Origin of the sequence: Nocardioides jensenii JCM 1364 = NBRC 14755, from assembly GCF_001552535.1 — a bacterium.
GTDB lineage: Bacteria > Actinomycetota > Actinomycetes > Propionibacteriales > Nocardioidaceae > Nocardioides > Nocardioides jensenii.
This window is the reverse complement of the sequence record NZ_BCRJ01000064.1, coordinates 15406-41400: the sequence shown is the minus strand read 5'-3', so window position 1 is coordinate 41400 and position 25995 is coordinate 15406. Positions and strand designations below refer to the sequence as shown.

Below are 25995 nucleotides of genomic sequence, written 5' to 3'. Positions count from 1 at the left end.
TCGCTCGTGGGTGTCGGTGACGTTTCCAAACGAATCCTGCTGGGCCGCAAGCTCCGCAGCTCGCAGCTGGGTGAGACCCTGCTGCCCAAACGCGTCGCGCTCCCCGTGTTCGCCAGTGACGCGCTCTCCTCGGTCGCCTACGCACCGGACGAGATCTTCATCATGCTGTCGTTGGCCGGCGCCTCGGCGTACACCTGGTCGTGGAAGATCGGCCTGGCCGTCGCCCTCGTGATGATCGCCGTGGTCGCGTCGTACCGCCAGACGGTGCACGCGTATCCGAGCGGCGGAGGTGACTACGAGGTCGCCACGGTGAACCTGGGCCGCAACGCCGGGGTCACGGTCGCTGCTGCGCTGCTGGTCGACTACGTGCTCACGGTGGCCGTGTCGATCTCGTCGGGAGCCCAGTACGCCGCCTCGGCCTTCCCGGTGCTCTCCGGGCACGAGGCGACGGCGGCCACGGTGCTGGTGATCGTGCTCACCGCCTTGAACCTGCGAGGCATCCGCGAGTCGGGCACGCTCTTCGCGGTGCCGACGTACGCGTTCATGCTGGCGATCCTGGGCATGTGCGCCTTCGGACTGCTGCGCTACTTCGTCGGTGATCTGCCCCAGGTGGAGAGCGCCGACCTCCAGATCACCGAGGCCCCCGGGTACGAGGGGACCCTCACGAACGTGGCGTTGGTGTTCCTGCTGGCCCGCGCGTTCTCGTCGGGATGCGCGGCCCTGACCGGTGTCGAGGCGATCTCCAACGGGGTGCCCGCGTTCCGTCGGCCGAAGTCGCAGAACGCGGCGACCACCCTGCTGCTGCTGGGCATGATCGCGATCACGATGATGACCAGTGTCATCATGCTGGCCCGCGAGATGGGCCTGAAGTACGTCGACCCGCACCACCTCGACCGGCTGAGGACCGCCGACGGCAAGGCGCTGCCCGCCGACTACGACCAGCACACGGTGATCGCGCAGATCGCCCGCGCCGTGTTCAACGACTTCTCGCCGGGCTTCTACTTCGTGGTGACCATGACCGGCATCGTGCTGGTGCTCGCAGCCAACACCGCGTTCAACGGCTTCCCAGTGCTCGGCTCCATCCTGGCTCGCGACGGCCTGGCTCCTCGGGCCCTCGGTTCCCGGGGCGACCGGCTTGCCTACAGCAACGGCATCGTCTTCCTGGCCGTGGTCGCGATCGTGCTGATCCTGGCCTTCGACGCCGAGGTGACCCGGCTGATCCAGCTCTACATCGTCGGCGTCTTCGTGTCGTTCACGTTGAGCCAGCTCGGCATGATCCGGCACTGGACCCGTCACCTCGCCTCGGAGGGTGATCCGGTCGAGCGGCGTCGCATGCAGCGCTCCCGGGTCATCAACACGATCGGGCTGGCCATGACCGGGGCTGTCCTGGTGGTCGTCCTGGTCACCAAGTTCCTGCAGGGCGCCTGGATCACCATCTTGGCGATGGTCGTGTTCTTCGTGCTGATGAAGGCGATCCGCAAGCACTACGACCTCGTCGAGGAGGAGCTGGCGGCTGACGACCAGGACAAGGTGCTGCCCACCCGGGTGCATGCCATCGTGCTGGTCTCGAAGCTGCACAAGCCGACGCTGCGCGCGCTGGCCTTCGCCAAGGCGACCCGGCCCAACGTGCTCGAGGCGGTCTATGTCGGCACCGACACCAAGGCCACGGACAAGCTGCTCGCCGAGTGGGACGAGCGCGGCATCGACGTGCCTCTGAAGGTGCTCTACTCGCCCTATCGCGAGTTGGTGAAGCCGATCGTCGACTACGCCAACGAGATCCGGGGCGCCAACGCCCGCGGTGTGGTCGCGGTCTACATTCCTGAGTACGTCGTGGGCCGCTGGTGGGAGCAGGTGCTGCACAACCAGACCGCGCTGCGGCTCAAGGGTCGCCTGCTCTTCACGCCCGGCGTCATGGTGACCTCCGTGCCCTACCAGCTGCGGTCCTCCGTGGTTGCCCTCGAACGTGAAGAACGCGATCTGACCCGCACCCGAGCGGGCGACGTACGCCGCGGTGCCATCGGTGCAGCCGCCCGGCGCAACCGCAACGACCGACAGGTGAAATAGAGCGATGTCTCCTCGCAACACACGACCCCGGCAGGCCAAGGGCGCCTCGCACGTCGGCGAGCGACACGAGGTGACGGTCGGCCCGATCGCGCACGGTGGTCACTGCGTGGCCCGGATCCCGGTCGCCGGTGGCACCGAGGGGGAGACGCGGGTCGTCTTCGTCCGGCACGCGCTCCCCGGTGAGGTGGTCACTGTCGAGGTCACCGAGGGCACCGAGGGCGACCGGTTCTGGCGCGGCGACGCGGTCACGGTCGAGTCGCCATCGTCGGAACGGGTGTCACCTCCCTGCCCGGTGGCCGGGCCCGGCCTGTGCGGGGGCTGCGACTTCCAGCACGTCTCACTCGCGGAGCAGCGCGCCCTGAAGGCCCGCGTGGTGCAGGAGCAGTTCCGTCGCCTGGCGCACATGGAGGTCGACCTGGTCGTCGAGCCGGTGCCCGGCGACGACAACGGTCTGGCCTGGCGCACCCGGGTCGAGTACGCCGTCACACCCGACGGTCGCCGGGGCATGCGCAAGCACCGCTCTCACGGCGTGGTGCCGATCGAGAACTGTCTCATCGCCGCACCCGACGCGATCGACACCGCGGTGTCGGACAGTCAGCCCGTGGTTGAGTCGGTGCACGGCCGGGAGTTCGCGGTCGCTGCTGACGGCTTCTGGCAGGTGCACCCGGGAGCCCCGGAGACCCTGGTCGACACCGTCCTCGAGTTTCTCGACCCCCAGCCCGGCGAGAAGGCGCTCGATCTCTACTCCGGTGTGGGGCTGTTCGCCCGCTTCCTGGCCGAACGGGTGGGGGAGAGCGGCAGGGTGGTGGCCGTCGAGGGCAACAAGGCGGCCTGCGGCCACGCCCGCGAGAACCTGGTCGAGCACCGCAAGGCCGTTGTCGGCGTGGGGACGGTCGACCGCGTGCTGGCCAGGACCTACGACGAGCCGTTCGACGTCGTCGTCCTCGATCCGCCCCGGGAGGGAGCGCGCCGCAAGGTGGTGCTCCAGATCGTGGACCGGGCGCCACGCGCCGTCGCCTACGTGGCCTGTGATCCGGCCTCGCTGGCTCGTGACACCGCGACCTTCCTCGAGGCGGGCTACCGCCTGGAGAAGCTGCGGGCCTTCGACCTGTTCCCGATGACGCACCACGTCGAATGCGTTGCCTTGTTCGTGAAGACCGATTCTGACCTGGGCAAACGCAAGATATCGTGAGTGGCATGGTCCCGCAGACTGGCCCTATGGCTCGCTTCGTTGCACTCGACCGGTGTCCGCCCCTGGATTGGGGGCATGCGCTCACTCAGGTCGGCGTACACCGCGGTCGCCTGCGGCTCTCAGATCAGTCACCCAGAACGTGCCTGTGAAGCCGCTGTAGGGCACAGTGGATTGATGCCGGATTGGTTCTTGGGGACTACGCGTGCGACAGCATATGTGGCCGGAAACATCTTCGTCGCCCTGGCGGCATTCGTGATGCTGGCGGCGCTGCCGGTGGCTGTCCTCGTCGGGAGGAAGACCCGCCTGGGTGTTTGGTTGTTCGAGTGTTCGCACAGCCTCACCTTGTGGGAGCGCCGTCGCGCCGGAATCGTACTTCGAAGGATCTTCTCGGGGAAGCCGGTGACCGGGGGGCGGCTTGCCGCCTGGCTGGGACTCGAGGCGAGCGTGGGGCTGATCTGTTCTCTGATCGCGGGTTACCTCCTGCTCGGAGGCCTCAATGCCCTGACCTTTCCGGCATGGTGGCCATTGACCGGTATGGAGGCGACCCGACCGCTGCCCGGCGTCCGGATCACGACATGGCCTCAGGCCCTGCTCGTGCCGTTGCTCGGGGTGGCGTATGCCATCATCCTGCTTGCTGGGGCGCGCCCGGCGGGTCGGCTGCTCTCGACACTGTCTGTTGGCAGGCTCGGCCTGGACCCCGATGCCGCTGAGGCGGGCGACACGTCGCAGGTGCGGGTACACGGGGCCGAGTTGCGCAGGATCGAGCGCGCCCTCCATGACGGCACTCAGGCGCGGATAGTCAACGCCAACGTCCAACTCGGCATCGCGCAGTTGTCGTTGACGGACCGTGTCGAAGAGCGTGACCGCATTCAGGCCGCTCGGGCGGAGTTGATGGCTGCCTTGGCCGAGCTCCGTGGTGTCGTGGACGCTGTCCTTCCTCCGATCTTGAGCGAGCGTGGCCTCGCCGGGGCGGTTCGAGCGTTAGGCAGCAGATGTGCGTTGCCATGTGAGGTGCACGTCGAGCCACTGGGTGTGGTGTCTCCTGCGATCGAATCCGCCGGGTATTTCGTGGTTGCCGAGTGCCTCACCAACGCTGTACGCCATGCCGACGCCACCGGCACCTGGGTGCAGCTGACCCGGGACCCGGACCGGCTCTATGTGCAGGTCATCGACGATGGGCTCGGCGGCGCGCACGAGGGTGTCGAGGGTGGCGGGCTGTACGGGCTGCGGCGGCGTACTGAGGCGTTCGCGGGATCGATGTCGATCAGTTCACCATCTGGGGGGCCAACATCTGTCCTGGTGGAGCTGCCATGCGTGTCCTGATTCTGGAAGACAACGCGTTGCTGGGTGAAGGCCTGCGGCTGATCCTGGAACGGGGCGGCCACGAGGTGACCCTGCGAGATTCGGTCGACGGTCTCGATGGAGTGCTGGATGGGAACTATGCGGAACTCCTGATCGCGGACGTCCGGCTGCCCCCGACATATCGGGACGAAGGGCTCGTCGCCGCCCTGGCGGCCAGACGAAGGTATCCCGGTCTGCGCGTGCTGGTGCTGTCGTCCTTCGTCCAGGTCGAGTACGCCGCCGAACTGCTCGCCGACCCTCAAGGCGGCGTCGGGTACCTGCTCAAGGACCGAATCGGTGAGGTTGACGACTTCCTGTCGGCCGTTGGCAGAGTGATGTCTGGTGAAACGGCGATCGATCCAGAGGTCGTTGCGGCCCTCATCGGTAGGAGCCCTGCGCATCCGCTTGCGAACCTGACACGGCGAGAATCAGAGGTACTGGCGTTGGTGGGCGAAGGCCTGACGAACCGGGAGATCGCCGAGCGTCTGGTGATCACCGAAAGCGCCGTCAATAAGCATGTCGGCGCCATCTTCGTGAAACTCGGCCTGACCGCAGAGGTCCGCGGGCACCGACGCGTACGAGCAGTGCTCCTCTTCCTCGCCAGTCGGTGAGCGACCCCTTGGTGGTGCAGAATGCTGCACCACCAAGACGGGTGAACGCGTCATTCCCGGATCCGCTCGGGTTGCTTACGGTCGAAACATGAACGACAGGAACCAGCAATCGTCCACCTCATCGCCTGACGAGCCCTGGAAGCCGCAGCGTGAGAGGCGCTGGTGGCCGTGGGTCCTTCTCATCGTGGTCATCATTGGGATCGCCATCAATATCGCCCTGACCATCTGACTCGAGCACCTAAGATGAACCAACAGCTAGCACTCGATGTCCAGGACCTTGGATACAGCTATCGCACAGGGCGACTCGAGACTCCTGTGCTGACTGGTGTCGACCTCATGGTCGAACAAGGAGAGTTCGTCGCGATCATGGGTCCGTCCGGGTCGGGGAAGTCCACCCTGCTCAACTGCATTGCTGGCCTGGACACCCCGCAGAATGGCCGGATTGCTGTTAGCGGCGTGGCCATCCATGAACTCGATGAGACCGATCGCACGTTGTTCCGACGCGAGCAGATCGGCTTCGTGTATCAGGACTACGGGTTGATTGAGAGCCTGGACGCGCGCGCGAACATCGAGTTGCCGATGCGTATGTCGCGGCGAGTGATGGACCCGCACTGGCTGAACCAGCTTGCACACGCGACAGGCATTGTTCACTACCTTGCTCGGCGGCCCGCACAGCTCTCGGGTGGACAGCAACAACGCGTGGCGATCACGCGTGCCCTGATGACGCGGCCGAAGCTCGTGATCGCCGACGAACCCACGGGCGCGTTGGACACGCGCACCTCTGCAGCGGTCCTGACGCTGCTGCGTGAGTGCGTGGACGATTTAGGCCAGACTATCGTGATGGTCACGCACGATCCGGTGGCTGCTTCCTATAGCGACAGCGTCATCCTGCTCGTCGACGGCCATGTCGAAGACAGAATCAAGGCGCCGCGTGCCGAGACCATCGCCGAACACTTGGCCAAACTCGAAGCTGCGACCGACCCATGAGCCGGCTTCTGGCGGTGCTGCTGCGACTCCCGGGGTCAGCAGCGATGACCGCATCGCTTGCCCTGGCCGCTGGTTTGTTTGTGATCTCGGGTTCGTTGTTGGAATCAGCCGTGGACAACTCCGATGAGGTCCGGCGACTAGCGCGCGCAGATGTCGTCGTCGGGGGTGTGGACAGTGTCGAGGTGCATTCGGCCGGAGGCTCGGAACGCATCAAACTCCCAGCACCTGCTCCAGTGAGTGTCGATGCCCAGCACGCCACACACGAGTGGGCGGCTGAGAACAACGCGCGAGTGATAGCCGACTATGTGACACCCGGAATGCTTTTCGGCACCGCAAACGCGCAGCTGGAGGTGCACGCCTGGTCGGCCCTGTATCTCACCGAGACGGGGACCGCCTCGACGCCGCCTCCCAGACAGGCAGAGGTGGTGCTGGAGGATACGGTCGCATCACGCGCCGGGCTCGAGATTGGTGATCGAGCGCGTCTTCGTGATTCTGGGCGGGTGCTGGACCTCAAGGTCGTAGGAACGGTCCCCGATGCTGGCGGAGAGAGAGCCGTCTATTTGTCTGACGACGTCGCGGCGGCACTGGCCGGACCACAACGGCCCACGCTGCTCGGTGTGTTGACCCCCGTCGGTTCCTCCGAGGCGGCTCGGGACGAGCTGCGTGCGGCGATCGAACCGGGCGACGCCATCGTGGCGAGCGCCGGAGAACGCGCCGAAATTGAGCACCCCGAAAGATCTCGTGGGCGCGCCGGACTGGCGAGTCTGGGCGGGAGTCTGGTGGCCATTGTCGTGCTCGTGAGCCTGGTGGTGGTGAGCGGCACCTCAGCTGCCTTGACCGAGAACCGTCGACGGGATCTGGTGCTGCTGCGCTCCTTGGCAGCGACACCTCGCGAACTGCTCCGGGCGATGGTGCTGGAGGGGGTCGTGCTGGGGGTCATTGGGTGCCTGGTCGGGTTGCCCGCCGGCCTCGTCGGCTCGCGAGTCCTTGGTGCAGCGCTGCAGTTGGTGGGTGTGTTGCCCGAAGGTGTTGATGTCGCTGCGGGTCCAGTGGTCGTTGTGGCTTCCGCTGGACTAGTCCTCGCTCTCATCGCCACGGTGCGGTGGTGGGGCATCCGCGAACTCGCCTTGTCACCACCTGCGAGGCTCCGCTGGGCGTCGGACACTGGCAGAGTCGAGGTCCGGCGAAGTCGCGTTCTTCTCGGCTGGTTCGGCTTTCTGGCCGGCATGTCGGCCTGCTGCCTCCCACTCCTCCGACCAGGTTTGATCTCGGCCGCAGTCGCCGGTGGTGGCGGACTGATCATGGCGCTGACCTCGCCGATGGTCCTCCGACCCGTTGCAACCCGCGTGATCCGTCTGGCGGTACGTCCGAAGCTCCACTCGTCGAGCCCTGAGGTCTGGCTGGGGGCGCATCTGCGGCGAGGGTCTGCCGGCCGGATTGCGGCGGGTGCCGCTCCACTCGTTCTGGCCGGTGGGTTGGCGCTGGTTCAGGTTGCAGTACCGGCGACCTTGGCCGAATCTGCCAGTCGCGCCACCGACTCTGTCGTTGCCGCGCCGACGGCGTGGACTGCAGAGTCCGGTCTCGACGTTAGCGACGACCCTGCTGCGGTCGCTGTCGCCCAAGCAACGGTAACCGCCTGGCGTGAAGTTCTGGGCAGCCCCGAGGACGTCGACCTTGCGGCGATCGGCTTCAACCGCCCACCGCACCCGTTCCTCGAGTTATCGGTGGCAAAGGGGGACTGGGACCCGGCGACACCAGTACCGGCGGACACCGTGGTTCTGAGCACCTTCGCAGCAGCAACGTTCGCAGTCGGACCCGGCGACTCTCTTGATCTCGTCCTTCCGGACGGCACGTCTCACCGGCCCACGGTCGTTGCTGTCCTTGACGTTCCTGCCGGACTCCTTGACGTCATGTTGCCGTATGACGTGTTGTCCGAGCACAGGCCAGCACGAACCGCCGGCGCCCCGTCCACAACCACCGTGCTCACCGGCTCGTCCAGCGAGCCCAACGGGTTTCAAGGAGCGGAGCGGTCAGATCCGCATACTGCGCTGGCGGGCAGCAGTCCCACTCAGGCGGTCGCGGTCAGTGTGCTTCCGATCTTGGTGGTCATCGCCTACGTCGCGTTGTCCATGATCACAATGATCGGGCTGGCTCTTCGTGCCTATCGGCGCGAGTTCCGGATCCTGCGCAGACTCGGGGTCACACCCGCGCAGTTGAGAGTCGTGCTGCGTGCGGAACTGCGCACCATCATCCTGGTCGCGCTGCTGGGGACGGCGTTGGTCGGAGCCTTGCCCACTTCGATGATCGCCCTTGCGATCACTGGATCACCACTGCCGGCGATTCCCCTGTGGTTCCTCGGCGTCACGGGGGCAACGATCGCAACACTTTGCTTACTGGCCTACCGACGACCCACCTTGCGTCTGACCCGGTCCACGTCGTGATTGTCGATGAAGTCTGAAAGCTGATGCTCTTCAAGATCCGTGGCTTGTCAATTGATGAACGGTCCGAGAGTCGTCAGTGGCACCGGAGCATGTCGTCAGTGTTGTTTGATCGCAGCCCGACCCATCATATGGAGGATCGAGGGAGTTCCGTCCTCACCGCGAACGAACGCAGCAGTGGCCCTGCTTGGGTCGCTCGCCAGACCGAAGAGATCATTTCCCAATGCGACGACGTCGACCGGGGGGAACTCGTCGTGCTCCTCGGCCAAACCTGAGTTCGGTTTGATGGTGATGCGGAGCCCCGGCGTTCTCTGCTCGACGACAAAGGTTCCCAAACCCAGTGCGTAGTTGCCTGAGTAGGCGACCGCCTCACTTGCTGCAAGGGCTACCGGCCTGGCGCCGGCGCTGGGCTGGAGACCGCAAAGATTCTCCAGACACCAACGCAACAGCCGCTCGCCGAGTGCCTTGCCCGCCCGTGCATTCGCAAGGACACAGACGGCAAGGCCATGGTCAGGAACCAAGTCGAACGTCGAGATGGTGACGTTCGAAAGGTTGCCACCGTGGCTGACGAGGTGGGTGCCGTGTTGCTCACTGAGATGCCATGGCATCCCGACCCCGGTCAGGGGCGGCCCCGCGGGCGCAACCGGCGACTGTGCGCACAGTCTGAGTTCGTCGCTGAGGACATCTTCACCCGTGGTGGTGCCGTGCAACTGAAAGTCGGCCCAGGTCATCATGTCGGAGATCGACGAGAGGAGGCCTCCCTCCGGGAGCTCGGAACGCCATTGGGAGTATGGCCAGGGGTCCAAGCCGCCGTCGGCAGTTCCGTGGCCGAGAGCAACATCACGGCCGACGACCTCCCACGGTAAGAAGTGACTGGAGTTCATCTGCAGCGGCTCGAGCACGGTCTCGCGGATGAGCTGGTCGTACGGCAGACCGGAGATGCGCTGAGCGAGGATCCCGAGCAACCGGAAGCCAGAATTGCTGTAGGACATCGCTTTGCCGGGCTCAAAGATCTGGGGCAAGGTGGCGAGCTCGACGAGTGAACGATCCAACACGTCCGCGCCCCATTCCTGGATGGGCGAGTCGTCTCCTTCGAAGCCACCGGTATGCGTGAGCAGGTGGCGGGTGGTCAATGCTCCGGTGGCTGCCTCGTCGCCGAGTCGGAGGTCAGGCAGATAGGTAAGGACCGGGAGGTCAAGGTCCAGCTGACCCTGCTCATGCAGGCGGAGCACGGCGGTGGCGGTGAAGGGCTTGGTAGCTGAGGCCACCTGGAACATGGTGTCGGCAGTCACCGGCCGTTGAGTTCTTCGATCCGACACTCCTCGACAGTGCAAGGTGGTCCTTCCAGCGTGCTGCACCCCTACAGCTACCCCGGCAATGTCCAGTGTCTCCAAGGTCGTGTCGAGCCATGCGGTCAACTCATCCTGTGCCCTCATCGGACCATGGTCGCCGATGATGGGCAGGTCGAATCTGTCGATTGCGCCAAGGAAGACGGGGGCTGTTCGTCGCAGACTCCAAACCGGCAGCGCTTGTTTGCGCGCCATCATGTAAGGGCGGTTTCGCCACCGTGCGACCAAGTTGTGAGCAAACGAGGAGGAACCATGGGCAGTGCTGGGCGCGAGCTGCATTCAAGAGCTGTCGTTGCGGACACACACAACGACCTCCTGTGCGCGGTCGTTGCACGACCACCAGCCGACTGGGGGCGCTTCTTTCGTGAGGCCTGGTTGCCTCAGCTGCGGGCCGGTGGCGTGGATATCCAGGTGCTCCCTATCTTCGTGGATGAGTCCTTTCGACCCGAGGGGGCTCTGCGGCAGACCCTGTTGATGGTGGAATGCGCTCGCAGGATTTCCGAGGAGAACTCGAGCGAAGTGACGCTATGCACGACCGGCGGGGATATCGATGCGGCATTGGCATCGGGACGTATCGCGTTGGTGCTGGCGCTTGAGAGTGCGCCCGGAGTGGATGATGACGTCGAGCTGTTCCGCACACTGTTCGCCCTTGGTGTCCGCGTTGCATCGATCGCTCATTTCGGGCGTACTGCGCTGGCTGACGGAAGTGCTGAAGACGCCGCTGGGGGTGGGCTCACTCGCAAGGGCGTGCAGTCGTTGCGCGTCATGGAGGAGCTTGGGATGATTTTCGATGTCAGCCATCTCGGGATGCGGGGGGTTGCTCACGTCCTCGAGTTGGCCACCCGTCCGGTGATTGCGACCCACTCGTCGGCTCGAGCGTTGCGCGACCACCATCGCAACCTCTCTGACGAGCAGATTCGGGGGGTGGGAGCTACAGGTGGCCTGGTCTGCGTGAACTTCTTCGCCCCCTTCCTCGCCGAGTCAGGTGGCACCGTCGACCACCTCGTCGATCACATCGAGCACGTGGCGTCGCTAATCGGCATGACCGGGGTGGGCCTCGGCCCCGACTTTGTGAAGGAGGTCAGGACCGACACGAAGCCGGCCTGGTGCGACCTCGCCGCGGCTGGGGACCTTGGCGCCCCGATCAGCTATCTGGAAGGTCTCGAGGGTCCCGATGGGCTTCCGCTGGTGACCGAACATCTGATGGCACGGGGTTGGCAGGAGTCCGACATCGTGGCAGTCCTCGGAGGAAACGTGCTGCGTCTGTTCCGCGAGCAACTGAAGGTGAACCCCACATGACGACGCCCGACACCGAGGCGATGCTTGCGGATCTGCGTCGCTTGGTCGAATGCGAATCGCCTTCGTCTGACCGTGCGGCGGTCGCTCGCAGCGCCGAGGTGGTTGCCGAATTCGGGCGGGCAATGGTCGGAGCCGATGCCGAACGCATCGTGCTCGACGGCCGTACCCATTTGCGGTGGCGGTTGGGTGATCAGTCTCGTCGCGGCGTCCTGCTGGTGGGGCATCACGACACGGTCTGGCCGATTGGCAGCTTGGAGCAGCACCCCTGGCTTGTCGACGGAGACCGAGTTCAGGGTCCGGGATGTTTCGACATGAAGGCTGGTCTCGTCCAACTCTTCCATGCGCTCACCTTGGTGGACGACTCCGCAGTCGGCGAGTACGGCATGACTGTGCTGGTGACCGGCGATGAGGAGCTGGGAGCGCCGAGCTCCCGCGAGTTGATCGAGGTAGAAGCTCGAAACGCGGTGGCCGCGCTGGTCATGGAGGGCAGCGCCGACGGTGGTGCCTTGAAGACAGAACGCAAGGGCGTTGCGATGTACACCCTCACCGCGCGAGGCCGTGCTGCCCATGCCGGGCTCGAGCCGTGGCGAGGTGTCAACGCTGCGGTGGAGTTGTCCACCCAAGTCCTCGCCCTCGTAGGGCTCGACCGCGGACCAGCCGGTGCGACGGTCACGCCCAGCGTTCTCGTTGGTGGCGCGACGACCAACACCGTGCCGGAGTCAGCGTCTGTCAGCATCGACTGCCGGGTGCCATCGATCGCCGAGTTCGAGCGCGTCGACAACGGATTGCGCGCCCTGAAACCCAATCTCTTGGGCGCTCGGCTGAACCTCGAGGGTGGCTTGCGGCACCCGCCGATGGAGTCCGCGGCATCGAGTGCGCTCTACCAGCTGGCGGTACAAGCCAGCACGGATGTGGGCCTGAGTCCACCGGGCCACGCAGGCGTTGGGGGTGCAAGCGACGGGAATCTCACGGCCGGGGTAGGCACACCTACCTTGGACGGCCTCGGTGCGGTTGGCGGCAACGCTCACGCTCCGGGCGAGCACGTCCTTGCGTCAACGATGGCGCCACGTGCCCAACTGCTAGCAGCCTTGGTTGAGCGAATCGTCAGCAATTCGTAGCCCAGCACCAAACTATGCCTAAGCCTCGGCCAGACGGACGACGACCAAGACCCTCGCAGACGACGAGCATTGGGTTGTGACCACGACACCTGAGGCCCTTGACCCCTCAAACGCCGAGGCAATGGCTCGCGCTGTTGCTCGCGACGCTGGAGTCGAGATCCGCCTCCTTGACTCACTGCCAGACCTGGGGACGCTGTCGCGACTGCTCGACAGCATCTGGTTGGTGCCTCGCGGTGGGTCTCCCCAGATCCCTCTCGAGCAGCTGCGTGCCATGGCTCATGCCGGCAACTATGTGGCTGGCGCCTACGCCGGCAAACGTCTGGTGGCGGGTTCAGTTGGCTTCTTCGGTGCACCCGCCGACCGAAGTCTGCACTCGCACATCACAGGGGTCGCAGAACGCGCTCGCGGTCGTAACGTCGGCTATGCACTCAAGATCCATCAAAGAGCTTGGGCGCTGTCATTGGGGGTGGACAGGGTCACGTGGACTTTCGATCCGGTGATACGCCGCAACGCCCACTTCAACCTCGTCAAGCTCGGCGCGAATCCATCGGAATACTTCGTCAACTTCTACGGAGACTCCGATGACGTCATCAATGCCGGGCAGGGGAGTGACCGACTTCTCGCAACGTGGGAGCTGGCGTCCGACCATGTGCATGAGTCCCTCCGGAGTTCGACGAAGACATTTCGTCAGCCGCCTCCGGCCATGACTGTTCACGCGGTCCGGGCGAACGGTGACGTGCCGGTGGTGATCGGCAGCGACCAGTGGGGAGATGCCTCGCGCGTCGTTGTCGACACACCGCGCGACATCGAGTCCCTGCGTGGCTCCGATCCGTCGGTCGCCCTCCAGTGGCGCATGGCTCTGCGCATGGTCTTGGCTGATCTGATCCGCGATCGGGCGACCTTCCTGGGCCTATCCAGTGTCGGCGCCTACCACTTCGAAAGGAATCCACGTTGAAGATCCTCAGCATTGAGCTACGGCGTATTGCCCTTCCCTTGGTCAGTCCATTCCGAACGTCCTTCGCCACCGAGACTGCGCGCGACATCCTGCTGATCCGTGTGACGACGCCCGAGGGGGAAGGATGGGGTGAGTGCGTGTCCAGTGCTGACCCGCTGTACTCAAGTGAGTACGTCGACGGTTCTGTTGATGTCATCACCAGGTTCCTGGCCCCTCGTCTCTTCGCGCTCGACGACGTTTGTGCGGAGATGGTTGGACGAGCACTCGAACCCGTCAAGGGCCATAAGATGGCGAAGGCAGCGCTTGAGATGGCCGTGCTGGACGCCGAACTTCGCGAGAGCGGTCGATCGGTCGCGGAGTACCTCGGGGCCTCACGTACCCACGTCGTCTCGGGGGTTTCTGTGGGCATCATGGACTCGATTCCCGAACTTCTTGATGCCGTCGACGAGTACCTCAATCAGGGATATGCGCGGATCAAACTCAAGATCGAACCGGGTTGGGACCTTCAGCCTGTTCGCGCCGTTCGTGACAGTTTTGGCGACGATCTCCTGCTCCAGGTGGATGCCAACGCGGCATACACCCTCGGAGACGCCCCCCATCTCGCCCGGCTCGACCCGTTCGACCTGCTCCTGATCGAACAGCCGCTCGCCCATGACGACCTGCGGCATCACGCGATCCTGGCCCAACGAATCCGCACCCCCATCTGCCTGGACGAGTCGATCGAGTCGGCCAAGGATGCTGCCGACGCCATCGCGCTCGGGGCAGCCCAGATCATCAACATCAAGCCCGGGCGCGTTGGTGGATACCTGGAAGCGCGACGCATCCATGATCTGTGCCAGGCAAACGGTGTCCCAGTGTGGTGCGGCGGGATGCTAGAGACGGGCCTGGGTCGGGCTGCGAATGTCGCACTGGCCGCACTCCCAGGCTTTACGTTGCCTGGTGACACGTCGGCGTCCTCGCGCTACTACGCCCGTGACATCACGGAGCCGTTCGTGTTGGTCGACGGTGGGCTTGCAGTACCTGACGGTCTTGGGCTCGGGCGAGAGCCTGACCCCGGCGTCCTGGACGAAGTGACCACATGGACGGCGACCCTGACGCCTGCTTAGGTAGATCTGTCCCGATGGACAGAACCAACCCGTGGAAATCGTCTCTGACGACGAGATAGTGTCGAAGAGGCGCTTCTAGCATCCGGAGATGATCTTCGTGGACCAAAGCCCGCGAGCCACGCTCAGTCGGGTTATCGACCATCTCGGATCCACCCTTCTTGAGGTCGTTGCCGGTGAAGTCGGCCCCGATGCCGGGGTCGGCGGGGTCGTCATTCACGATGCCGGAGACCCCCCGGAGCTTCCCGATCATGCGCTCGTCCTGGGTGTGGGTGTCAGCGGCACCGCCGAGTTGGTCGACCTGATCCGGTCCATGGGTGATCGGTCTGTGGCAGGCGTCATGGCCCGCCTCCCGATCGAGGTTGACGAAGAGCTGCGCCAGGTCGTGGACAACGCTGGCACTGTGTTGCTGGGCCTGACCCGAGGCGCATCGTGGGCGCATGTCGCGACCTTTCTGCGCTCCCTGATCACGGTCGACGATCTTGAGGAAGGCGGGGGAGAGCTTCCTGCAGGTGGGCACGGCGACTTGTTCACTCTCGCCACGGCAGTGTCGTCACTGCTCGACGCACCGGTAACGATCGAGGATCTGAATTCGGCGGTCTTGGCATTCTCTGCCAATCAGGAGGAAGCCGATGACTCTCGCAAGGAAGGGATCCTCGGCCGACGTGTACCGGAGCGATACACACGCGAACTCGCGGAACGTGGGATCTTCCGAAGGGTATACAGCAGCTCCGACCCCGTGTTCATCCGTGCCTTTCACGAAGGTGACCTTTCCCGGGTTGCACTGCGCGTGTGCGCTGGAGATGAGGTACTCGGATCGATGTGGGCCGCAGTCGCCGAACCGCTGAGTGAGGACCGTCAGCAGGCGTTCGTCGACTCGGCCAAGATCGTGGCGCTGCAGATGTTGCGCCAGCGAGCCGGCGCCGACGTTGAACGTCGACTGCGCACGGACCTGGTTGCCACTCTCATCGAGGGTGGTCCCCGCGCCCGCGAGGCCGCCGAGCGTCTAGGTCTCGCGGGGGGGCCGTCGTGCGTGCTCGCGCTCGGGCTCCTGGACGACGGTGATGCTCTGGGCCTCGAAGCGGAGCTACAGCGTGCCCGGGGTGCACTATCCCTACACCTGTCTGCGATCCAGCCGAGCTCAGCGGTGGCCCTCGTCGGTGGCGTTGTGTACGGCGTCATGCGGGTTCGCGAAGCGAGCGTCGCTGCAGAGCTCCGGGTGCTCGAGGTCGCCGGTGAGTTCATCGGCAGGTTGGGCAGTCCGAGGCGGATGCTGATCGGGCTGGGCCGAGTGGCTGACGGCCCAGCAGACTTGGCACAGGCGGGCAGTGATGCCGTGCGAGCGCTCCGGGTGTTGCGCAGTGGGCAGGTCTCGGGACAGACCGCCAGGTCAAGCGATGTGGCCGTCCAGGAGGTCCTTCTCGATGTGTGCGCCCTGGCCGCCGACCGCCGTTGGCGGGTGTCGGGCTCCTTGGGAGCCTTGAGGGCGCATGACGAAAGTCGTGGTTCGGCCCTGATCGAAACCTTGGGGGCCTGGCTCGACGCGTTCGGAGACGTTCATGCTGCGGCGCGTTCTCTTCACGTCCATCCCAACACATTCCGCTACCGACTCCGGCGAGTCGCTGCAGTCGGCGGCGTCGACCTCGACGATCCGGAGGCCCGGTTTGCCGCGATGCTCGAGCTCCGGATGCTGGAGATCATGGGGTAGGCCACCACCTTTGTCGACGCAAACGAAAAGTGCCGACTGAGTTGTGCCTTCCCGACAGTCGCAAGGTTGGCGATCCGACGGATGCTGGAACCTCGTTTCACTCCCGGCCAGCTGGATCGAGTCAGGGACACGGCACACGCAGTGGAGGTCGACCCGCATGAGCAAGTTGGAGTTTGTTGATCTCGGCGTGACCTTCGGGCACGGTGCGAGGTGTACTACCGCTGTGGCGGGGGTGAACCTCGCGATCCCGTCCGGGAAAGTAGTGGGCCTGGTCGGGGAAAGCGGTTCGGGGAAGTCAACGTTGGCCAAGTCAGCCGTCGGACTCGTGCCCCTCAGCACTGGCTCAGTCTTGCTCGACGGGAGGAATGCGCTGGGCGTGGTCAAAGGCCCGCGGCCTATCCAGATGGTGTTCCAGGATCCGTCGTCCTCTCTTGATCCGAGGATGCCCATCGGGGAATCGGTAGCCGAATCCATGACCGGCGTACGCGGGCGCGCAGAGCGACAGGCTCGGGTGTCGGACTCGCTAGCTCTGGTCGGCATCAACCCGTCCCGTGCTGTCGAGCTTCCCCGTACCTTCTCGGGTGGGCAGAAACAGCGCATTGCTCTAGCGCGTGCGCTTGCCGCCAATCCCGCCGTGATCATTGCCGACGAGATCACAAGTGCGCTGGATGTCTCGGTGCAGGGATCGGTCCTCAACGTTCTGCGAGAGGTCCAGCGTCGACTCGGGCTAACGATGCTGTTCATCTCCCACGACTTCGCCGTCATCCGCTACGTCAGTGACGTGATCGCAGTGATGTATCAGGGCCAGATTGTCGAGGTTGCCGACACGGAGCTTCTGTTGAGTGCCCCCCAGCATCCCTACACCCAAACCCTGCTCGCGTCCGTGCCGCGCCTGGGCGGCCAGCACGGCTCATCGGCGCTTGCCGCTGACACTCAGTTCATCGACGCGCCGACCACTGGCGAGGCGGGCTGCGCGTTTCGGACTCGTTGTCCTTTGGATGCAGCTCCCCAGCCCGCGGGTGACCGTCGACTCTGTTTGGAGGAAGACCCGCAACTGCTCGCGAGTTCCCGGAGGCACCGCGCAGCCTGCCATTTCGTCACAGGGGTGGCAGCCTCGTGACGACAGACTTCACCAAAGCCGGAGCGATCCGATTGCCCAATCGTCGTGTGCACAGACCGGGCACCGACTTCGTCATACGCCGGACCACCCGCTTCATTGGATCTCTGTGGGTGCTGGTTACCGCATCCTTCCTGATGATCCACCTGATTCCGGGTGATCCTGTCCGAGCTGCCTTGGGCCTCGATGCCCCTCCGGATCTCGTGGCCAGCCGCCGCGCCCAACTGGGACTGGACCGTCCTCTTTGGCGCCAGTACGTCGACTATGTGACCGGGCTGGCACACGGCGACCTCGGGACGTCGACGCTCAGCCGAGTTCCCGTGTCCCAGATCGTGCAGGATCGGCTTCCCGCTACCGTCGAGATCGCAGTCCTCAGTTTCGTGGTTGTGATGCTGATCGCGATCCCGGTCGGGCTTCTCGCCGCCGTGCACACCCGTGGCGGGCGCAATCGAGGGCTCGATCTCGGGTTTGCTGCCACCACAGCCTTCGCTGCTGCCATCCCCGAATTCCTCTTGGCAGTGGGCCTCGTCTACGTCTTCGCGGTCGAACTCCAATGGTTCCCTGTGGCCGGTAGACAGGGCCCTGACTCGTATGTCCTGCCAGTGCTTGCGCTCAGTCTCGGCTCAGCAGGAGCGCTCGCCAGAGTGGTGCGCGTGGAGATCCTTGCTGTGCTGGATCAGGACTACGTGCGTACGGCTCGGGCCAAACGTCTGCCTGCCCGGCTGATCTACCTCCGACATGCGTTGCCCAACGCGCTGACCGGCACGCTCACTCTGGGAGGTCTGCTGATCATGGGACTGATCGCAGGCACCGTGTTGGTCGAGAGTGTCTTCGCGTGGCCAGGTCTGGGGACGACCATTGTTCAGTCGATCTTGCAGAAGGACTATCCGGTCGTCCAAGCAGTCGTGCTCGTGTACGGCACTGGCGTGTTGTTGGTGAACCTGCTGGTCGACTTGCTGCTGGCGATACTTGATCCGCGCTCCGCGATTCGGGAGGCCTGACATGACGAATCGGATCCGCGCCTCAGCTACGGGCAGACGATGGATGGCTGTGTTCCGGACCCCGGTGGGAGCCACCGGGGCATTCCTCATCCTGGTGTTCCTCCTCCTGGCACTGGTGGCACCGCTGGTGTGGGGCGAGGATGCGGCCAGGATCGACGTCGATGGCGGTCCTGGCAGACATCTCCTCGGCACCGATAGTCTCGGGCGCGACATCCTTGCCCGTGTTCTGGTGGCCAGCCGGCTGTCGATCGGCCTGACGTTGCTGTCGACCGCGATCGGTCTGACGATTGGCATCCTTCTGGGTGCGGCACCTTCGGTGCTGGGGCGTCATGCGGGACGAGCCGTCACCGCCAGCATCAATATCGCGGTCGCGTTTCCAGGCCTCCTTGTCGTGTTGTTCTTCGCAGTCGTCTTCGGTGTCGGAATGCGTGGCGCAGTGCTGGCTATCGGCCTCGCAATGGCACCGTCGTTCGCGCGGTTGACCCAGACTCTGGCTGCATCGGTGGAAGGGCGTGAGTACGTCGCAGCCGCGAGGGTGGCCGGGGTCGGGCGATTCCGTCTCCTCTTTCGGCATATCCTGCCCAACATCGCGGAGCCGCTCGTCATCAACGCAACGATCGCGGCCGGGGGGGCTCTGTTGACCTTCTCCGGGTTGTCATTTCTAGGTATCGGTGTTCAGGCACCTTCGTATGACTGGGGCCGCCTGCTAGGCGAAGGCCTCAACCGCATCTACATCGATCCAGCGGCCGCACTTGCTCCAGGAGTCGCGGTCGTGGCAGCCGGCCTCGGATTCAGCATGTTCGGCGAAGTGGCGGCGAAGGTTCTCAGTGGTGAACAGCTACGGCCTGGTGAAGGGCCGCTTACCGCGTCTTCGATCGCTGCCGGGGTTGCCGCCGAGTCAACGGATGACGATGACGTCCTCGTCGTCGAGGGGCTACAGGTCTACGCGCCGAGTGGCCAGGGAGAGTGGGTGATGCCTGTTCGAGATGTCTCCTTCCATCTGAAACGGGGGGAAACGGTTGGATTGGTCGGAGAGTCGGGCTGCGGCAAGAGTCTTACCGCCATGGCAATTGCCCGCCTCACCGAGGCTCCAGTCAGGGTTCGTGCGGACCGTCTGGACTTTCTGGGTGAGTCCCTGTTGGTGTCTCGTCGCGCGCACCGCAAGCTCCTCGGCACGTCGTTGGCGATGGTGTTCCAGGACCCAATGGCCTCCCTCAACCCCTCCAAACGGGTCGGGCGTCAACTTGCAGAGGTCTCGGAGGTGCACAACGATCTCAACCGCCGGGATGCGATGGAACGTGCCGTCGACCGCCTTACTGCGGTTCACATGCCGCGGGCGCGGCAGAGCGCCCGACAGTACCCGCACGAGTTCTCGGGTGGAATGCGGCAACGCGCGATGATCGGCATGGGCCTCATGGGCAGTCCGCGGCTGGTCATCGCCGACGAACCGACCACCGCGCTCGATGTGACGGTGCAACAGCAGATCCTGAGCTTGTTCGAAGAGGTACGAAGTACCCAGGACTCCGCGGTGCTCCTTATTTCTCACGACCTGGCGGTGGTGGAGCAGGTCTGCGATCGGATCCTGGTGATGTATGCCGGGCGCATCGTAGAGGAGCTGTTGAGCGCCGATGTCGGGACTTCGGCGCGTCATCCCTACACGAGGGCGCTACTGGCCTCCGCGCCGCACTTGGAAACGGACCGAGACCTTCCGCTGGTCGTGATCGAGGGAAGTCCGCCTGATCCAGGTTTGGTTTCCAGGGGGTGCGCGTTCGCTGAGCGCTGCGAGTTCGCGACCGATCGCTGCAGGCACGACCTGCCTGAACTCGTCCCAACAGCATCCGACCATCGGGTCGCGTGCTGGCACCCGCAGACCGATCCAACCTACTTGTCGAGGAGGACCACGTGAAGCGCTCGACTTCATCCGCCAGCGCGAACACCGCCGGCGCGCTGGCCGCCACAATCGGAGCCATGGACACCTGCCCCGTCGCCCGTACCGGGCCTACGACGTACTCCTCGTTCTTGGAGGTCGACGGACTCCTCGACCTCCAGGTCGAAGGTGCTGCCCACGACCAGTTGCTGTTCGTGGTGATCCACCAGTCCCATGAACTGTGGTTCAAGCTCCTCCTCCATGAGCTCGACCTCGCCGTCGAACTGATCAAGGAGGGCACGTTCAGGCCCGCGATCGGTCCGCTGCGTCGAGTCAATCGCATCGTGCGCTCGCTCGTCACCCAGTGGGAAGTACTCGACACAATGACTCCGCTGGGCTACTTGGCCTTCCGGGGCGAGCTGGACAGCGGCAGCGGCTTCCAGTCCGCACAGTTCCGCGAGATCGAGTTCACCGCGGGTCTTCCGGACCGCGACTATGTCGCGTCCCCGTGGCTCAGTGACGACGAACGGCGCCGGCTTCACGCGCGCCTCGAGTCGCCGACACTGCGGCAGGTCTTCATGCATGCCGTTGCTGACTCAGGTCAGACCGTCGAAGAACTGATCAGTGCGCCGATGGATCCCCAGCTCGGCGACCTCGCGGAGATGCTGGTCGATTTCGACGAGGCGTTCGCCGTCTGGCGGTCGCGTCACGTGTTGGCCGTCGAACGACAGATCGGCGCGAAGCCGGGAACGGGGAATTCCTCCGGGGTGGAGTACCTGCGGTCGACAACCTTGAAGCGATTCTTCCCGGAACTGTGGGACGCCCGTAGCGTCCTGTGAACCGGGTTGGGGTCAGCCGCGGGTGATAGCGAAGAACGCGTCGAGGTCCACGTTGCCGCCCGTCACGATCGCTGCTGTGACTCCCTTCGGAAGTCGGTCACTGTGCTCGAGCCAGGCGGCGGTCGCGACCGCTCCGCTGGGCTCGGCCACGAGCTTAGAGTCCTCGGCAAGGCGCCGCATGGCTTCCGCGATCGCGTCATCGGAGACCGTCACAACGTCATCGACGTAGTTGCGGATGTGGGCCCACGGCAACTCGCCGACCGCTGCGGAACGCAGCCCGTCGGCAATCGTTCGTCCAGTGCGGTCGGTCGACCAGAAGGAGCGAACACCAGTGGCAAAGCCTTCGGCCAGGTCGGAGGCCAGCTCGGGCTCGACGGCGATCACTGAGACGTGCCGCAGATGTTGCTTGACGGCCGCAGCCACCCCGGACACTAGACCGCCGCCTCCGACCGGAACCAGGACGACCGCGAGGTCGGGCACCTGCGCGATCAGCTCGAGTCCGACGGTGCCTTGCCCCGCGATCACGCCTGCGTCGTCGAAGGGTGGAACCAGCGTCGCCCCTGTTTCGCTGGCCAGTTTCTGGGCGTGACGAACCGTTTCCTCCGCTGGGCACAGGAGGACGCGGGCTCCCCAGCCACGCGTGAGCTCGATCTTTCTTCGGGAGGCCGTCTCCGGCATCACTACCGTCGCTGAGATGCCGGCAGCGGAGGCTGCGCAGGCAACCGCCTGTCCGTGATTTCCTGACGAGTGGCTCACAACTCCAGCGATCTGACGTGCGCGGTCGAGCAGGCCGATCGCGTTCGTTGCCCCGCGCAACTTGAATGAGCCGGTTCGCTGCAGTGACTCGGCCTTGAGCCACAGTGGACTCTCGACATCGGGTGACGACAAGCGAAGGACCGGAGTCTTCACACAGGATGCAGCGATCCGTACCCGAGCGCTCTCAAGATCTTCAGACGTGGTCAGCATGACAAACCTAGCCTAGGCGAGGGCGGTTGCCCGGCAGTGTGTCGGATGTTCCGAGGGTGATCCGGAGAGTTCGGACGATCGAACCGATGCAGCCCAGGATTACTCGGTGATGATGCTGCGAACACCCTGGATGGAGGTCACTTGGATGGCGCGACCGCTGCGAATTGACGAGTTGTGGGACCTCTCGAGCCCGGAGAGTCCGGTGATCTCACCTGATGGCTCACGGATCTGCTATGTACTCTGCTCCCACGACCGTGATGAGGACCGAACGAGGCGGGTGCTGTGGAGTGTCGAGGGTGACTCGACCTATCGGCTGACGTCGGGTCCCGCAGACACAGCCCCTGTCTGGTGCCCGGAAGGACGTTGGATCGCGTTCCTCCGTGGAAGTGGTCAGCCTCAGGTCTGGCTACTCGATGCGAGCGGGCGTGGAGCAGTCGAGCCGCGCCGACTGACGAATCTTGACGGCGGGGCTGGGGCACCGGCCTGGAGCCCCGACGGACGGTGGTTGGCGTTCACCGCCCCCAGTGGCACTGGACTTCAGGACGGGCCGATCGTCTCCGAACGGGTCGATTATCACGCCGACGGAGGCGGCATCATCGGTGAGACCTCAAGTGATATTCACGTTCTCGAGGTGGCGACAGGGTGGTGCCGTGCGGTGGCTGAGAACATCCGATTCTGCGGCGACCCCGCATGGTCACCAGACTCCCGATGGCTGGCGTTCACCGCTGGGCCCGACCACGACTCCGATCTCACCCTCTGGACCGACACTCATGTGGTCGCGGTCTCTCTCGACGCGACTGCGACCGAACGGATACCGCGTCGCATCGCACCGGATGTGCTGGCCCGCGGACCAGTTTCGTGGACCCCCGACGGGGCCAGCATGCTGGTCACCGGCAAAAGGGACACGTCGGTTCCCGATGAACTGTTCCGTCTCGACGTGGTGACGGGGGCCGCGAGATCGCTGACCGGCCTCTTGAACCGCAACCTGCTGCGCGCTGCTCCGGGGTATCCCGGTGGAACACCACAAGTCACATCGGACGGTGGAGGCGTTCTGTGCTGCGTGCGGGATCGAGGTGCAAGCCATCTGTATTACGTCCCCCTCGACGGTGCGCCACTCGTGGCTCTACTCGCCGATACCGGGACCAGCGTCTCGGGCGTGACGGAGGCTGCAGGAAGGGTTGCGTTCCTGCTCCGGAGCTCGACGTCGTACGGCGAAATAGCGACGCTCGACCGATCGACGAAAACGGTGACCCTGCGGTCTGACTACTCGCGTCTGCGGTCCGGTCCGGACCTCGTCCCGGTAGTCGGTGAGGAGAGGGAGTTCCTGTCCTCTGATGGCAGTGCGGTTCACGGATGGTTACTACGTGATTCCGGCAAGCAGGGTCCGCGGGCGCTGCTCCTGGACATCCACGGCGGCCCTCACAGTGCCTGGGAGGGTTGCGTGGACGACACCCATCTGTATCAGCAGGAACTGATCGCGCGCGGCTGGGCGATTCTGCTTGTCAACCCGCGCGGCAGTGATGGGTATGGCTCGACGTTCGCTGCCGCGGCTCGCGGGGCGTGGGGCACGGCCGATGCCCCGGACCTGCTCTGTGCCGTGGATCAGTTGGTCGACGAGGGGATCGCGGATCCTCACCGTCTCGCCGTCGCCGGATACAGCTACGGCGGGTACATGGCCAGTTTCCTGACTGCCTTCGACCACAGATTCGCGGCGGCCGTCACAGGCGGCATGGTGTGCGATCTGGGTAGTGTCGTCGGGCCCTCCGATGCGGGACTTCCTACGGCGCGTGAGCAGCTGGGCGGGATGCCATGGGACCTGCCGGAGAAGTATGAGCGGATGTCGCCATGGGCACGCGTGGGTGATGTGACGACACCGACCCTCGTGCTTCACGGCGGAGCCGACCTGCGTTGCCCGCTGCCTCAGGCGCAGCAGTGGCACGCCGCTTTGCGTGCGCGAGGAGTGCCCACTCGTCTTGTGATCTACCCCGGGGCGTCACACACATTCGTGGTGGACGGCCGCCCGTCGTACCGGATCGACTATTCACATCGTGTCGTCAATTGGCTCACCGAATGGGTCCGCCCGTGACGCTCGAACGTTGGAACTACGGTCCCCACCCGGACCAGCATGCGGAACTCCACCTACCGTCCGGATCGCCGCAGGGAGTGGTCGTCGTGGTCCATGGTGGGTTCTGGAAAGTGGCATACGGGCTTGAGCACGGACGGGCACTTGCCGAGGATCTGGCGCGCCGCGGTTGGGTTGCGTGGAATCTGGAGTACCGGCGGGTGGGTGGCGACGGGGGTGTGCCCGAGACCTTTGACGACGTGTCCGCCGGAGTCGACCTGTTGTCCACGGTGCCTGGCCTGAACCTGGGCCGCGTGGTCGCGCTCGGGCATTCCGCAGGAGGCCATCTGGCGATGTGGGCCGCCAGCCGGGACAGGCACCCGCGCTGGCGCGAGGGTGCTGTACGGATCGCCGCAGTAGTGAGCCAAGCCGGAGTCCTCGACCTGTGTGCAGCGCATGAGCAGGGCCTGGGGTCGGACGCGGTGGCGGGCCTTCTGGGATCGGCACCTGGACCGGCTCATGCTTGCTTGGATCCGATCAGTCAGATACCACTCGGGATCCCCGTAGGATGCCTGCATCCGACAGAGGACGACACCGTGCCCGTTGTGCAGTCGCGCGAGTTCGTCCGAAGGGTGCGCGCGGCCGGGGGAGTGGCGGAGCTCGTAGAAGTGCCAGGAGACCACTTTGCGCCCATCCAGACCGGGACGGTCGCGTGGGCAGAGACCGTCGCGATGCTCGACCGGTTGGTCAGGTGACGTGACTCCTGGTCGCATGGTCGGGATGTGCGAACTCGGCGGAATCCACCACAGCTGCCAAGTGCCCTGCGGCTCGCAGGACGTCGCGATGGGTGACGTAGAGGGGGGCGAAGCCGAACCTGGCCACATCCGGGGCGCGGAAGTCTCCGATCACGCCGCGGCGGATCAGCGCCTGGATGACGCCGTACGCAGCAGGATGCCGCAGCGAGACCTGGCTTCCGCGATGGTGTTCCAAGCGGGGAGTGATCACCTCCACCACATCACCGACGAGGCGATCGACCAGCTCGATGAAGTAGTTGGTGAGTGAGAGCGAACGTGTCCTGAGCTGGGGCAAGTCGACGTCGGCAAAGACGTCCAGAGCGGCGTCGAGAACTGTGAGCCCGAGGACAGGAGGCGTCCCCGACGCCATCCGGGCGGCGCCATGGGCAGGCGCGTGGGCGAGTTCCATGGCGAACGGGCGGGCGTGCCCCCACCAGCCCGGGATCGGCGGGGCGATCTTCTGCTGGTGGCGTGGGGCTACGTAGATGAAAGCAGGAGAGCCCGGTCCACCGTTGAGGTACTTGTAGGTGCACCCCACCGCGAAGTCGACGTCGTCCACGGCGAGGGTCAGGGGCACTGTTCCCACAGAGTGACAGACGTCCCAGAGGACGACCGCCCCGGCATCATGGATCGCTTCAGTGACGGATCCGATGTCCAGCATGGCGCCAGTCCGGAAATCGACGTGATTGATGAGCACCATGGCGACATCCTCGTCGACGGACGAGGCAGGTTGCCCAAGGTCGGCCCACCGCAGCCGGAGCCCAAGTGTATTCGCGACTCCCTCAGCGACGTACGCGTCGGTGGGAAAAGTGCTGGGATCCAGAACCACGACGGAGCGGTCGGGGCGCAGTCGGCAGCCTGCGACAAGCGCCTTGTAGAGGCTCACGGAGGTTCCATCACCCACATGGAGGTCGTCCGGTGCCGTACCGAGCAGCGGCGCCAGCTTCGCGCCCACGCGCTGGGCCAGCCCTGCCCAGTCGGCCTCGATCCATGACCCGATCAGGCCGGCTCCCCACTCACGGGCAATGGCGTCGTTGATTCGGTCGGGCACGCCCCGCGGAAGCGCACCGAGTGAATTGCCGTCCAGGTACACAACGCCCGGGGGCACGAGGAAGCGATCACGGGTGCCTCCGAGACCGACGGTGTCGTCGAGCATTGTCGCGTACGCCTGGTCAGTGGTGGGG

Annotated in this window: 21 protein-coding genes; 18 read left to right on the top strand and 3 right to left on the bottom strand. The window is 65.0% G+C overall.

Annotated elements, in window-relative coordinates:
- Nucleotides 1-6: 6 nt before the first annotated feature.
- From NJ4_RS14355 to NJ4_RS14330, 7 genes are all read left to right on the top strand, one after another.
- Complete coding sequence (locus NJ4_RS14355; protein ID WP_407668063.1) at nucleotides 7-2064, top strand: APC family permease; 2058 nt, start codon at nucleotides 7-9, stop codon at nucleotides 2062-2064.
- 4 nt (nucleotides 2065-2068) lie between these two features.
- Nucleotides 2069-3256 carry a class I SAM-dependent RNA methyltransferase gene (locus tag NJ4_RS14350; RefSeq protein WP_067436384.1) on the top strand — a complete coding sequence of 396 codons (1188 nt, stop codon included), beginning with the start codon at nucleotides 2069-2071 and terminating at the stop codon, nucleotides 3254-3256.
- Nucleotides 3257-3472: 216 nt separating this feature from the next.
- A complete protein-coding gene (locus NJ4_RS14345; protein WP_169799270.1) occupies nucleotides 3473-4579 on the top strand; it encodes a sensor histidine kinase in 1107 nt (368 codons plus the stop codon).
- On the top strand, nucleotides 4567-5208 hold the full coding sequence (locus NJ4_RS14340) for a LuxR C-terminal-related transcriptional regulator (RefSeq protein WP_067436378.1): 642 nt from the start codon (nucleotides 4567-4569) through the stop codon (nucleotides 5206-5208). Before NJ4_RS14345 ends, NJ4_RS14340 begins: the two co-directional genes overlap by 13 nt.
- A gap of 88 nt (nucleotides 5209-5296) precedes the next feature.
- On the top strand, nucleotides 5297-5437 hold the full coding sequence (locus NJ4_RS25995) for a hypothetical protein (protein ID WP_169799269.1): 141 nt from the start codon (nucleotides 5297-5299) through the stop codon (nucleotides 5435-5437).
- A gap of 14 nt (nucleotides 5438-5451) precedes the next feature.
- Nucleotides 5452-6195: an ABC transporter ATP-binding protein gene (locus NJ4_RS14335; protein WP_067436375.1), complete on the top strand. Its 744-nt coding sequence runs from the start codon at nucleotides 5452-5454 to the stop codon at nucleotides 6193-6195.
- Nucleotides 6192-8636: an ABC transporter permease gene (locus NJ4_RS14330; protein WP_082748639.1), complete on the top strand. Its 2445-nt coding sequence runs from the start codon at nucleotides 6192-6194 to the stop codon at nucleotides 8634-8636. Before NJ4_RS14335 ends, NJ4_RS14330 begins: the two co-directional genes overlap by 4 nt.
- 95 nt (nucleotides 8637-8731) lie before the next feature.
- Here NJ4_RS14330 and NJ4_RS14325 read toward each other — a convergent pair whose 3' ends face one another.
- A complete protein-coding gene (locus NJ4_RS14325) occupies nucleotides 8732-10069 on the bottom strand; it encodes a serine hydrolase domain-containing protein (RefSeq protein ID WP_245644577.1) in 1338 nt (445 codons plus the stop codon).
- A gap of 165 nt (nucleotides 10070-10234) precedes the next feature.
- Between NJ4_RS14325 and NJ4_RS14320 the strand changes: the two genes are divergently transcribed.
- The 9 genes from NJ4_RS14320 to NJ4_RS14280 all read left to right on the top strand — a co-directional run bounded on the left by NJ4_RS14320 (nucleotide 10235) and on the right by NJ4_RS14280 (nucleotide 20989).
- A complete protein-coding gene (locus NJ4_RS14320) occupies nucleotides 10235-11281 on the top strand; it encodes a dipeptidase (protein WP_067436361.1) in 1047 nt (348 codons plus the stop codon).
- Nucleotides 11278-12399, top strand: coding sequence for a M20 family metallopeptidase (locus NJ4_RS14315; RefSeq protein WP_082748637.1), 1122 nt, complete (start codon nucleotides 11278-11280; stop codon nucleotides 12397-12399). Before NJ4_RS14320 ends, NJ4_RS14315 begins: the two co-directional genes overlap by 4 nt.
- 271 nt (nucleotides 12400-12670) lie before the next feature.
- Entirely contained in the window at nucleotides 12671-13354 is a 684-nt protein-coding gene (locus tag NJ4_RS14310) for a GNAT family N-acetyltransferase (RefSeq protein ID WP_217996868.1), read from the top strand.
- Complete coding sequence (gene menC / locus NJ4_RS14305; RefSeq protein WP_067436355.1) at nucleotides 13351-14460, top strand: o-succinylbenzoate synthase; 1110 nt, start codon at nucleotides 13351-13353, stop codon at nucleotides 14458-14460. The genes NJ4_RS14310 and menC overlap by 4 nt, the downstream gene beginning before the upstream one ends.
- Nucleotides 14461-14548: 88 nt before the next feature.
- The gene (locus NJ4_RS14300; RefSeq protein ID WP_067436352.1) at nucleotides 14549-16165 is read left to right on the top strand and encodes a PucR family transcriptional regulator; all 1617 of its coding nucleotides are present in this window, start codon (nucleotides 14549-14551) and stop codon (nucleotides 16163-16165) included.
- 157 nt (nucleotides 16166-16322) lie between these two features.
- A complete protein-coding gene (locus NJ4_RS14295; RefSeq protein WP_067436349.1) occupies nucleotides 16323-17285 on the top strand; it encodes an ABC transporter ATP-binding protein in 963 nt (320 codons plus the stop codon).
- On the top strand, nucleotides 17282-18283 hold the full coding sequence (locus NJ4_RS14290; protein WP_245644574.1) for an ABC transporter permease: 1002 nt from the start codon (nucleotides 17282-17284) through the stop codon (nucleotides 18281-18283). Before NJ4_RS14295 ends, NJ4_RS14290 begins: the two co-directional genes overlap by 4 nt.
- Nucleotides 18284-18326: 43 nt before the next feature.
- Nucleotides 18327-20189 (top strand): dipeptide/oligopeptide/nickel ABC transporter permease/ATP-binding protein, encoded by a 1863-nt coding sequence (locus NJ4_RS14285; protein WP_245644573.1) that lies wholly within the window; start codon nucleotides 18327-18329, stop codon nucleotides 20187-20189.
- Nucleotides 20186-20989: a tryptophan 2,3-dioxygenase gene (locus tag NJ4_RS14280; protein WP_067436343.1), complete on the top strand. Its 804-nt coding sequence runs from the start codon at nucleotides 20186-20188 to the stop codon at nucleotides 20987-20989. Before NJ4_RS14285 ends, NJ4_RS14280 begins: the two co-directional genes overlap by 4 nt.
- Before the next feature lie 12 nt (nucleotides 20990-21001).
- On the opposite strand, the gene NJ4_RS14275 is transcribed toward NJ4_RS14280, so the two are convergent.
- Nucleotides 21002-21955: a threonine ammonia-lyase gene (locus NJ4_RS14275; protein WP_067436339.1), complete on the bottom strand. Its 954-nt coding sequence runs from the start codon at nucleotides 21953-21955 to the stop codon at nucleotides 21002-21004.
- A 505-nt stretch (nucleotides 21956-22460) separates the two neighbouring features.
- Here NJ4_RS14275 and NJ4_RS25230 point away from each other — a divergent pair.
- Together NJ4_RS25230 and NJ4_RS14265 are read left to right on the top strand one after the other, a co-directional pair.
- Entirely contained in the window at nucleotides 22461-24041 is a 1581-nt protein-coding gene (locus tag NJ4_RS25230; protein WP_217996867.1) for a S9 family peptidase, read from the top strand.
- Nucleotides 24038-24772 carry an alpha/beta hydrolase gene (locus NJ4_RS14265; RefSeq protein WP_217996866.1) on the top strand — a complete coding sequence of 245 codons (735 nt, stop codon included), beginning with the start codon at nucleotides 24038-24040 and terminating at the stop codon, nucleotides 24770-24772. Before NJ4_RS25230 ends, NJ4_RS14265 begins: the two co-directional genes overlap by 4 nt.
- On the opposite strand, the gene kynU is transcribed toward NJ4_RS14265, so the two are convergent.
- Nucleotides 24765-25967, bottom strand: a complete 1203-nt coding sequence (gene kynU / locus NJ4_RS14260) for a kynureninase (RefSeq protein WP_067436332.1) — start codon at nucleotides 25965-25967, stop codon at nucleotides 24765-24767. The two genes, NJ4_RS14265 and kynU, sit on opposite strands and share 8 nt — an antisense overlap.
- Nucleotides 25968-25995: the final 28 nt, after the last annotated feature.

Coding starts and splice junctions, on each gene's coding strand:
- NJ4_RS14295 (WP_067436349.1), top strand. CDS start 16,323: ATGAGCAAGTTGGAGTTTGTTGATCTCGGCGTGACCTTCGGGCACGGT.
- NJ4_RS14315 (WP_082748637.1), top strand. CDS start 11,278: ATGACGACGCCCGACACCGAGGCGATGCTTGCGGATCTGCGTCGCTTG.
- NJ4_RS14335 (WP_067436375.1), top strand. CDS start 5,452: ATGAACCAACAGCTAGCACTCGATGTCCAGGACCTTGGATACAGCTAT.
- NJ4_RS14300 (WP_067436352.1), top strand. CDS start 14,549: ATGATCTTCGTGGACCAAAGCCCGCGAGCCACGCTCAGTCGGGTTATC.
- NJ4_RS14325 (WP_245644577.1), bottom strand. CDS start 10,069: ATGAGGGCACAGGATGAGTTGACCGCATGGCTCGACACGACCTTGGAG.
- NJ4_RS14350 (WP_067436384.1), top strand. CDS start 2,069: ATGTCTCCTCGCAACACACGACCCCGGCAGGCCAAGGGCGCCTCGCAC.
- NJ4_RS14320 (WP_067436361.1), top strand. CDS start 10,235: ATGGGCAGTGCTGGGCGCGAGCTGCATTCAAGAGCTGTCGTTGCGGAC.
- NJ4_RS14285 (WP_245644573.1), top strand. CDS start 18,327: ATGGCTGTGTTCCGGACCCCGGTGGGAGCCACCGGGGCATTCCTCATC.
- NJ4_RS14275 (WP_067436339.1), bottom strand. CDS start 21,955: ATGCTGACCACGTCTGAAGATCTTGAGAGCGCTCGGGTACGGATCGCT.
- NJ4_RS25995 (WP_169799269.1), top strand. CDS start 5,297: ATGAACGACAGGAACCAGCAATCGTCCACCTCATCGCCTGACGAGCCC.
- kynU (WP_067436332.1), bottom strand. CDS start 25,967: ATGCTCGACGACACCGTCGGTCTCGGAGGCACCCGTGATCGCTTCCTC.
- NJ4_RS14340 (WP_067436378.1), top strand. CDS start 4,567: ATGCGTGTCCTGATTCTGGAAGACAACGCGTTGCTGGGTGAAGGCCTG.
- NJ4_RS14330 (WP_082748639.1), top strand. CDS start 6,192: ATGAGCCGGCTTCTGGCGGTGCTGCTGCGACTCCCGGGGTCAGCAGCG.
- NJ4_RS14310 (WP_217996868.1), top strand. CDS start 12,671: ATGGCTCATGCCGGCAACTATGTGGCTGGCGCCTACGCCGGCAAACGT.